This is a genomic window from Acinetobacter rudis (assembly GCF_000829675.1).
Taxonomy (GTDB): Bacteria; Pseudomonadota; Gammaproteobacteria; order Pseudomonadales; family Moraxellaceae; genus Acinetobacter; species Acinetobacter rudis.
In genome coordinates, this window is the sequence record NZ_BBRX01000126.1 from 1 (window position 1) to 4,094 (window position 4,094).

Consider the following 4,094-nt stretch of genomic DNA (forward strand, 5'->3'; position numbering starts at 1 on the left):
AGCTCAGTAAGACGCACTGCTTTATTCGCTAAAGGGATATCAAAAACATTGGTCTTAAAATCATTTCTAGTTTTATGAAATAAGTCTTTAAGTTTCTTGCTTAGATTCTTACCCGTGGCTTTCGTTGGATCGTAAAGTGCGACCTGTTGCCGCAGAATTTCGATGTTAAACTCTTGCTTTACAGCATCTACTACTTGTTGAGGGGTTTCAAAGCATGCAAGAGATTGAACTATAAAGATTTTTACAGGCTCTCTTAGCGTCGCCATAAATGCCACCTCGTAAAGCTACGTAAAGCAAGATAGGCAAAAAAAAGAGCCTTTCAGCTCAATTAATTACACAGTTCCCGCAGCACTTTGCTACATCCAAATCAGGTACAAACGGAGGATTCTGTGCGACCTCGACAAGTCGTTTGACACTTTCGCTTGCTCCCCATCGTTTGACCACACCGATAAATTCTTCAACGTCATGGCCTGCTAAATAATGTTTAGGTAGACCAGTATGATCGCTATAGATAGGTTCACCATCTTCATCACGTTCAACACCTATGTGATAAAGCTCATGCTCAATCAGAGCACAGAAATCACGATCAGAGGCTTGTTCACAGAATGATGCATCGATAGTAATTAAATAGACCGGCACAAAACCGAACCAATCTCTCATCTGCTGTTCTTGTCTAGCCTTCTTCCATCCACCCTGGGTAAACATTACCTTCTCACACTGACCTAATACCATACGCTTTTTAGCTATCATCGCAGAAGATGCCCAAGCAAAGGCTAAAACTGTTTCATCGTCATGTAGTAGTTCAGCAATGTGGTCATGGTCTGGATTGTGTAGAGCACCGCCAAGCGTTAAGAAGTTATTTACTACCCATTCCTTTAGATCCACGGCGGGCACTAGGCGAATAGATTCTTCTTCCTCAGCCTGATCGATAAAGTCAGTTGGTGGAAACGGTCTGATTTGGTCCATTATTTTCCCCCATAAAAAAACCTCCCGAAGGAGGCTTAATTTTTTGAATATATCAATTTCTTGGTTTTAAGACTCTAAAAATTGCTATCGGTGTTATACCATACGCAGATTCAGGTCTACCTACAAATTCCTTCATTAATTTTATTAACATACCTATACCTTCTCTGAATTCATTTTGATCACTATTAAAAGTAAATCCATCGTAAGGAAGTGCATCCAATACACCTAAAACATACCATTCTCCAGCCAAATACTCGCCATGTTTAAAGTTAATATCATGGGGACTGCCTACCATTTCATCCCTATTCAATGTCATCCAAACTTCATCAGCGATACCCACACCATCAGAATCAGTTTCACCATTTTTTACTAATACTTTTGCTTCCAGACCAAAAGGTATAGCTTTGCAGAAAGTCACTATATCTTCTTTATTTTTTTTAAGTTCAGCAGCTGCTTTTTTAGTTTTATTATCTTTTTCTAAATCTTTAATGTGTAAATTTAATGCTGGCCCAAGTAGTTCTTTAGATACACCAATATCAATAATTCCTAATTTCCCACTCAGTAAAACTAAATTACCCAACATATCCTGATTTAGCTCTCTGCTGATAAAGCCGAGCTCATCTAAACGATTGATCATTTCTCTCGGCATGGTAGGTATACCATCGTACAAATGCTCTGAGGTAGTATTAACAGAATGATCATTAGCCATTTTCCCGCCAGTTACAGTTGGAATACCAACGGTAGCCTCCATTTTTCTCGTATCACCAATTTGACTTGTACTTTTCAAAGAGTTGAGTGCACCCAAACCATTGAGTTGAGCGTAAAAAGATTTAATTTTAGGATTATCTAAATAAAAAAAATCAAAGATTGATTCTATGTTTTGTAAGTCTTGCGCCATGGTCTATTCGCTCCTCAGCTTTTTTTCTATGATCATTATACTGAGTAACACTTTCTTGCATAGCTTTTTTATAAGATTCAACAGCTTCTGATATAACCTTTGCGGAATTATCAAAATTATCTTTTTGTTTTGCACTATTAAACCTAAATGAGAAATTCATAAGGAAACTCCTTAGATAAAAATACCCTAGCTATCAAATGATATTAGGGTTATCCATAACTATATTGACTATTTAGACTTACGTCAATAAACAGTCACTAGCACAACTATGCTTAAATGGCTAGATAGTTCACCTATAACCGCGCTAAATCTCGCCGCACAGCACAATTTACTTTCTAATTTTATTTTGTAACTGAGCTTATTTATACAAAGCCATTCTTAAATTCTTAATCTGCTCTTTAAACACGAAAAAATGATTCTAGGTAAGATGGTATGTACATAAATTTAATGGCCTCTTTAATAAGGCGTGCATTAGGTTTTAAGCTATATACATCACTGTCCAAATCTTGGATCTCCATCATTTCTAATAGTACTTCCAATGCTGAGCACTCAAACGGTTCGTAGCACCCCTCAATCAATACATAAGGGATACCAGAATTATCATTAATAAAATTGTCTTGAGAAAACTCAAAACCTTGAACCAAAACTGCTACTGCTTGTCTGCACAGTTTCTTATATATCCTTTGTTTCATTAAAACTAAGCCTCTTTAAATCTTTTAGCCACTTATCAGCAAAACATGCTTGTATCTGTAGAGGGCCATCTTCTTTGATTTTGTATGATCGAGCTGACTCTAAACGTACAACGCTATAACCCATCTCAGCAGCAACATCGTAGCGATCCATGCTCCACGCCTTAGTAGCAAGCTTTCCGCCTCTACCGCCCGACCATGGTCCACCAGCGATCTCAATTAAAATTCTGTGTTCAACGAGGTGAAAATCAAAACGCCAATGCCTAGTCGATTTAAATTGAAACTTCTTCTCGTATTTAATCTCAAGGATTTTCAAAACACGTTCGATTTCTTCCTCAGCTTCTAGATAACGATCAGTAGCCTTAGGCAATGGTCTAGCTCTTGGTTTTGTTTTGATGGGCTTCTTATTAGTTAGGGCTTTGTATTTTTGAATGTCCATAAATTTCACCCATAAAAAAACCTCCCAGAGGAGGTTAAAATATTTTTAAGTAGTACTTGTTCGATTACTATCCATAAAAGTCAAAGTTGCATAACATCTAAAATAGCAGCGCATCTATTTTCATCATTTGTTAATACCTCACCTAATGTAAGTACTAAAGCACCTGTACCTACAGCAGTTCCAGCTGCCCCAACTGCCACTCCAACAACTCCTAAACATTTAGCACCATCTTTCCAAAGCACCTTATTCGCTGCCTTATCTTCTTCAAGTTTCTCCTTTAATTGAGCACTATTTTTCAATGTAGATTCTACTAATTCACGAGGGTTGCCAATATTCTCATGTTCAATTATCAAAGAAATCAGACCTCCCCAATTTTCCACAAAATAAGTTGTCGATTTTTCGCCCAATTGATTTAAATCTACAATAAGTGCTTCATTACGATCTTTGTAAATAACAATAAAAGGCCCTCTAATCTTTGACTTCTCAAATGCCCTCTTAATGATTGAGAGCTTATCTTGGTGTGGTAACAATATTCTATAAGCCTCTTCTTTTGACTTGTTATAGTCATACATATCCGTAATAACTTTGCAGCCATTGTTACTCGATAAAGCTAAATCTTTAATATTGTCCCTTAAAATGAAATATGTGACAAACTCACTTTGTACACTAGAACTTGACATCTCAAGTTTATTCACTCGGAAACATATACTTGACGCTTGTTTTCTTGTATACCATTTATCTGTAAGTAAGACAGCAGCGGCAGGATAATGCGTTATTTCACTAAAATCAGTAATCACTGCTTTTTTGAACTCTTTACTCAACACTCCATCATTAGCACTGTTTGCATCTTGTGATGGAACGATTACTGGAGTTAACACCTCTTTTTTTTGATCTAAACCCACTAAAGTATTCATCCGCATTGTTGAGCATCCAACAAGAAATACTACCCCACTAAAAACAAAAATTACTTTTATTAAATCCTTCATATTTAATACTCCCTTTAGGCAAAATTTCTTATTAAAATAAATTAGTTATATGAATATATTTAGTATAAATTACATGTTCTTGTTTCACAATGATTTTTGATACAACACCTTTTCCA

At 36.3% G+C, this 4,094-nt stretch carries 7 protein-coding genes; all 7 read right to left on the minus strand.

Translation table 11 applies throughout. The features are described from left to right. On the minus strand, positions 1-266 hold a 266-nt coding region (locus tag Aru01_RS17990; protein ID WP_042111755.1), incomplete at its 3' end, for a DUF2280 domain-containing protein. A gap of 58 nt (positions 267-324) precedes the next feature. Beyond that, on the minus strand, positions 325-966 hold the full coding sequence (locus Aru01_RS17995; protein ID WP_016655359.1) for a putative metallopeptidase: 642 nt from the start codon (positions 964-966) through the stop codon (positions 325-327). A gap of 52 nt (positions 967-1,018) precedes the next feature. Continuing rightward, complete coding sequence (locus tag Aru01_RS18000) at positions 1,019-1,864, minus strand: hypothetical protein (RefSeq protein ID WP_016655358.1); 846 nt, start codon at positions 1,862-1,864, stop codon at positions 1,019-1,021. Then, the gene (locus tag Aru01_RS18005; protein ID WP_016655357.1) at positions 1,827-2,024 is read right to left on the minus strand and encodes a hypothetical protein; all 198 of its coding nucleotides are present in this window, start codon (positions 2,022-2,024) and stop codon (positions 1,827-1,829) included. The genes Aru01_RS18000 and Aru01_RS18005 overlap by 38 nt, the downstream gene beginning before the upstream one ends. A gap of 238 nt (positions 2,025-2,262) precedes the next feature. Beyond that, on the minus strand, positions 2,263-2,556 hold the full coding sequence (locus tag Aru01_RS18010; RefSeq protein WP_016655356.1) for a hypothetical protein: 294 nt from the start codon (positions 2,554-2,556) through the stop codon (positions 2,263-2,265). Further along, positions 2,537-2,992: a hypothetical protein gene (locus Aru01_RS18015; RefSeq protein ID WP_040331056.1), complete on the minus strand. Its 456-nt coding sequence runs from the start codon at positions 2,990-2,992 to the stop codon at positions 2,537-2,539. The genes Aru01_RS18010 and Aru01_RS18015 overlap by 20 nt, the downstream gene beginning before the upstream one ends. Before the next feature lie 80 nt (positions 2,993-3,072). Then, the gene (locus Aru01_RS18020) at positions 3,073-3,978 is read right to left on the minus strand and encodes a hypothetical protein (RefSeq protein WP_016655354.1); all 906 of its coding nucleotides are present in this window, start codon (positions 3,976-3,978) and stop codon (positions 3,073-3,075) included. Positions 3,979-4,094 lie beyond the last annotated feature (116 nt).